General features: G+C 35.5%; 5 protein-coding genes. 2 read left to right on the forward strand and 3 right to left on the reverse strand.

The genetic code is table 11. The annotated features are described in order from the left end of the window. Window positions 1–200 (reverse strand): hypothetical protein (locus FFR48_RS29695; protein WP_236104174.1); only part of this gene is annotated, 200 nt, incomplete at its 3' end. A gap of 562 nt (window positions 201–762) precedes the next feature. Here FFR48_RS29695 and FFR48_RS24705 point away from each other — a divergent pair. Together FFR48_RS24705 and FFR48_RS24710 are read left to right on the forward strand one after the other, a co-directional pair. Further along, window positions 763–2,559: a bifunctional serine/threonine-protein kinase/formylglycine-generating enzyme family protein gene (locus FFR48_RS24705; protein ID WP_137669194.1), complete on the forward strand. Its 1,797-nt coding sequence runs from the start codon at window positions 763–765 to the stop codon at window positions 2,557–2,559. Between the two features lie 822 nt (window positions 2,560–3,381). Then, window positions 3,382–3,849 carry a GNAT family N-acetyltransferase gene (locus FFR48_RS24710; protein ID WP_137669195.1) on the forward strand — a complete coding sequence of 156 codons (468 nt, stop codon included), beginning with the start codon at window positions 3,382–3,384 and terminating at the stop codon, window positions 3,847–3,849. On the opposite strand, the gene FFR48_RS24715 is transcribed toward FFR48_RS24710, so the two are convergent. Further along, the gene (locus FFR48_RS24715; RefSeq protein ID WP_137669196.1) at window positions 3,803–4,780 is read right to left on the reverse strand and encodes a sensor histidine kinase; all 978 of its coding nucleotides are present in this window, start codon (window positions 4,778–4,780) and stop codon (window positions 3,803–3,805) included. The two genes, FFR48_RS24710 and FFR48_RS24715, sit on opposite strands and share 47 nt — an antisense overlap. Before the next feature lie 41 nt (window positions 4,781–4,821). Then, window positions 4,822–5,397, reverse strand: a complete 576-nt coding sequence (locus FFR48_RS24720; protein ID WP_137669197.1) for an L-threonylcarbamoyladenylate synthase — start codon at window positions 5,395–5,397, stop codon at window positions 4,822–4,824. Between the last annotated feature and the right edge of the window lie 202 nt (window positions 5,398–5,599).

A 5,599-nucleotide genomic window follows, 5' to 3' on the forward strand; every position in this document is an offset into this window, starting at 1 on the left:
TGATAATTGATAATTGATAATTGATAATTGATAATTGATAATTGATAATTGATAATTGATAATTGATAATTGATAATTGATAATTGATAATTGATAATTGATAATTGATAATTGATAATTGATAATTGATAATTAAATAGAGTTTTAATTTTTAATTCATCAACATCCTGTACATCCTTTTTAGGAAGTGGGAGAAACAAATATAGCTACTACTATCATAACAGTAGGTGAGCTAACTTATATGTGGGAAAATTGGAGAGACAATCATGAGTAATTGAATATCTTGATTTTGATGTTTGATTTTTTTGTCTGAATCAGGATGTCCAGGATTTAAGGATTTACAGGATTTAATGGATTATCAATTTATGGATTATCAATTTAACGATCTTTCAAGATTAAATAATTTCCATGATCTCAATAATCAATAATATAAATATATCACAAATATTCATCAACCAATTACATCCTGATGCAGAAAAATCATCAAATCAACACTTGACAAAATACCCAGATTTTTTTATTCTTATGTTATGGGTGGAAAAGAGTGCGCCCATATATATAGACTTTATCTATCAACATCATAAATATTCATCCCATCCTGAAAATCCTTAAATCCTGGATATCCTGATTCAAACAAATACTCAAATCAGCAAATCACCACCAACCATTAAACACTACCATCCTGAAAATCCTTAAATCCTGGATATCCTAATGCTGACGGTGGTATAGTATAATCATGGCTAGATATACCCAGCAACTACCATGAGTCAATGTATCAATCCTGACTGTCTTTACCAAAATCCCCAAGGTACTAATTTTTGTCAAAATTGCGGTAGTAAAATCATTTTAGATGATCGTTATCTCCCTTTAAAATTTCTCGGTGAAGGTGGTTTTGGTAGAACTTTTCAAGCTGTAGATATCAAAAGATTAAATACACCCTGCGTCATCAAACAATTTTTACCCCAACAAGCAGGAAGTTCATCTTTACAAAAAGCGACGGAATTATTTCAACAAGAAGCTCAACGACTGCAAGAATTAGGTAAACATCCGCAAATTCCTGATTTACTCGCTTTCTTTCCCCAAGATGGTAGACTGTATTTAATTCAGGAATTTATTGATGGGCAAAATTTACTGCAAGAGTTAGACACTCAAGGTAAATTAAACGAACCACAAATCAGAATTATCTTAACAGAGTTATTGCCTGTTTTGCAATTTATCCATGACAATAAGGTAATTCATCGAGATATCAAACCAGAAAACATTATTAGAAGCAAAACCGGTAAATTATTCCTGATTGATTTTGGCGTTTCTAAAGAAACAAGTGGTAGTATTTTAACTAGAGTGGGAACTATTACCGGAACTCCTGGATATGCACCACCAGAACAATTTAGGGGGATGGTTTACCCAAGTAGTGATCTTTATAGTTTAGCTGTAACTTGTGTCAGATTATTAACGGGACTTTTTCAAAAAAATGATGGTTCTGATTCTTTGTTTGATCCGATAAATATGGAATGGCAATGGCAAAAGTATGTTTCTTTAAGTCAGGAATTAACTGATATTTTAGAAACTATGTTGCAAGATATTCCTAAAAAACGTTATCATTCAGCAACAGAGGTTTTAGCAGCATTAAATAATCCCATTCCGCAAAAAATTGTTGTTGTTCCTAACCCCCAACCTCCGCAAACACAACCAACTTCTAATAATCCATTTAAACAAATTTTTCAACAGTTGATTTCTCTTCCAACTAACTCACCTCAACCAACGATCATTAAACCTCAACTTACTAATTCTCACACATCATTTCAGGAAAATTTAGGTAATGGTGTATTATTAGAAATGATCGCTATTCCGGGGGGAAGTTTTTTAATGGGTTCACCGGAAAATGAACCTGAGAGACGTGATTCAGAAAGTCCTCAACATCGGGTGAATATTCAACCATTTTATATGGGCAAGTTTACTGTAACTCAGGCACAATGGGAACGGGTAGCAGCGTTACCAAAAATTAAACAGGATCTCAATCCTCAACCTTCCCGCTTTCAAGGTAAAAATAAACCAGTGGAAAGAGTTTCATGGCTTGACGCACAGGAATTTTGTGCTAGAATAAGCAAAGCTACAGGTAAAAAATATAGTCTACCCAGTGAAGCAGAATGGGAGTATGCTTGTAGAGCCGGAACAACTACACCATTTTATTTTGGGAACACTATTACCACTGATTTGGTAAATTATAATGGTGACTATTCCTACGGTGCTGCACCAAAAGGCAAATATCGTCAACAAACCACTGATGTAGGTTCTTTTCCACCTAATTCTTTTGGTTTATACGATATGCATGGGAATGTCTGGGAGTTATGTGAAGATGACTGGCACAATAATTATATAGACGCGCCTACAGATGGTAGTGCCTGGATTGGCGAAAGCGCTTTCAAGATGCTGCGCGGTGGTTCTTGGGGCGACTCCCCCAGGACTTGCCGTTCTTCGTGCCGTAGCTACGGCAACCCAGACGACAGGCACGGCAACATCGGGTTTCGGTTGGTAGTTTCCGGCGCAAGGACTCTTTAGTTCTTTACTCTCTTACCCTTTTACCCTCTACACTTTTTCTTTTTTCCCTTCTTCTATCGCCTGACGGCGATCAAGTTTTTTTAAGATTTTAGAGGCATTTAATTTAGTTTAAAGTTGTATTTGTCTGAATCAGGATGTCCAGGATTTTAGGATGTACAGGATGTGATTGAGAAATTTTCTGTTGGTGTTTAAAGTTGTATTTGTCAGAATCAGGATGTCCAGGATTTTAGGATGTACAGGATGTGATTGAGAGATTTTCTGTTGGTGTTTAAAGTTGTATTTGTCTGAATCAGGATGTCCAGGATTTTAGGATGTACAGGATGTGATTGAGAGATTTTCTGTTGGTGTTTAAAGTTGTATTTGTCTGAATCAGGATTTTGAGTAGAGTAATTTTCAGATTGTTGATAATCATGCAAAAACAATCATTAAATAACATCCTGCAAAAATCCCCAACTTGCCAACAAACAATCATTGAAAAACATCCTGTACATCCTCTAATCCTGGACATCCTGATTCAGACAATTATAATTCAACAAACAGAAAATATTATAGCAGTAGACAGAGTAGTTAGGACATCAATGAATCATGAAACTCTCACCCCAACAGGGTTTTACTCCTGACTCCTGACTCCTGACTCCTGACTCCTGACTCCTGACTCCTGACTCCTGACTCCTGACTCCTGACTCCTGACTCCTGACTCCTGACTCCTACTATAACAAGTAATTAACTTTTTCTTAGTTGCATAAATATGTACATTTAAAGTATTTTTTCAGAAAATATGCCATAACAGAAACGAAGATACTACCAGTTGGGTGTCTATACATGAAAAATCCTCAAATTCATTTTAGCGATCGCCGTGCGGAAATTGACCTTTACCAACTTCAGAATTTGTTTAATATAGCCGCTTTTTGGGCGAAAGGACGCAGTATAGAGGATTTAAACAAAGCTATTACTAATAGTGAACAGGTGATTTCTGTTTGGGATGGAGAACAACTCATTGGTTTTGCAAGAGCTAATTCTGATGGCATCTATCGCGCTACAATTTGGGATGTTGTCATTCATCCAGATTATCAAGGTAAGGGACTGGGAATTAAATTAGTAGAAACAGTTTTAGCTCACCCTGTCATGCAAGTGGAGAGAGTTTATTTAATGACAACTCATCAACAAAAATTCTATGAAAAGATTGGTTTTCAAACTAATACTACCACGACAATGGTACTATACAACCAATCGGATCTAGGTTCTATTCCGACAGGAGAAGTTCAGCTTCAGGAGTCACTAGGGGGATAGCAATTTGTAGTCTGCTGCAATCTTGTGTTACTGCTGTGGTGATGGGAGAAGCAATAATTTCTAGTTTTCCTCCCATCGTTTCTAGTAATTTTTGATTAAGTAATAGTTTCATCCCTGATGAGATTTCTATACTGTCTTTTATATTTTCTTGATTTGTGTTATTTTCAGAGGCAATCAAATTTATTTCCTCACTGGAGATGACAGCATGAGAAGGGACATCTAGATAAATATGCACAACATTATTAATAATATTATTTGTAGCTGTATTTGCAGGTGCAATACTACTGGAAAGATGAATACTACCTTCTTCCATTTGTAAAATAGTAGTATCTATTAAATTCACCAAGATTTGACGTAGCCAGCGGTTATCTGCTAAAACATAAATTTCTGGTTTAGGAAATGATATAGTAAAAGGATAATTGCGATTTCCTGCCAACATATAAGTTAATTTATAAACTTCTTCTAAAACCTTAGTTAACTGTAAAGGCTGAATATGTAATTTATTTGTTCCGTGTTCTGTTCTAGCAACACTGAGAATTTCATCAATCATTTTTAGCAATTTCAGCGATCGCTCATAAGCTTGTCCGACAAATTCCCTTTCTTCCTCTGGATTTTCGCACAAATCATTTAAAATTAACTGATGTAATCCTATTAAACCATTCAGGGGCGATCGCAATTCATGGGTAGTCCTTGCCAAAAAACCACCTTGAAACTGGCTCATTTCCCTAGCCAGTTGGTAGGCTAATTGGGTTTGGTTTAATTTGTCTAAAGTTTTTTGTAAAACTTCGGTTTCTTGCTGTTGTGGGGCAATTTCCACAGGAATGGATGAAGATTTAGATGACTTTAGGAATAACTTACAAAAACCTATTCCTAAACCTATTCCTAAACCTATTCCTGATCCTAGATATAACCATTCATTTAAGCTAGTCATAGAAAATTTTACTCTTGAGTACCATTATCAATTATCAATTATCAATTATCAATTTTAATTACTCCTTGGCGCAAAATTTGCCAATCATTCCCTGTCCATTTAGCAACAGTAGAAGGTATTCCCAAACCTTTATATTCAATCGCTTCTAAGGTGAGAACATCAGGAAAATTAACTTCTATTTCTGCTCGATTTTCTAAAGCTGGTTGTCCTGATAAATTAACACTAGTGGTAGCCATTGGTCCAGTTTGTGCTAAGATATTTTGGGCAATTGGATGATTGGGTACTCTAATACCTATAGTAGTTGGATCAGTAGGATTCATCACTTGAGGAATTTTCTCACTAGCAGGTAACACTAAAGTCAATGCACCAGGCCAATATTGACTAACTACCTCCTGCCAAATTTGATATTCAGTCTTATTTCCTTTTACATAATCCCATAAATCTTCGGCTTTAGCAGCCATTAAAATCAAAGGTTTATCCAAACTCCGTTGTTTAGCAGTATAAATTAATTCTGCTTGTGCGGGTAGAGAAGCTAGTGCAGGTACGGTATCCGTAGGAAAACTAATTAGTTTTCCAGCTTTTGCAGAGTTGATCAGAACTTCTAGAGAAACATTCATAAATAAATATCAGAAAATTACTTATCTATTTTTAGATATAATCGCCAAATATCAGGTGACAGGTGACATAATTGGTTTAATTAGGGTTTGCTGAATAAACCTAAAACCTTGATATATCAAAGGTTAGAGGCTGATAAACACAGAAATTAGTGCAAGGGTTTTGAAGGGTATACCGGAAAAAGTGTGCATTTTTTGGGATTTC

The sequence above is a fragment of the Sphaerospermopsis reniformis genome (genome assembly GCF_005402885.1).
Taxonomy (GTDB): Bacteria; Cyanobacteriota; Cyanobacteriia; order Cyanobacteriales; family Nostocaceae; genus Sphaerospermopsis; species Sphaerospermopsis kisseleviana.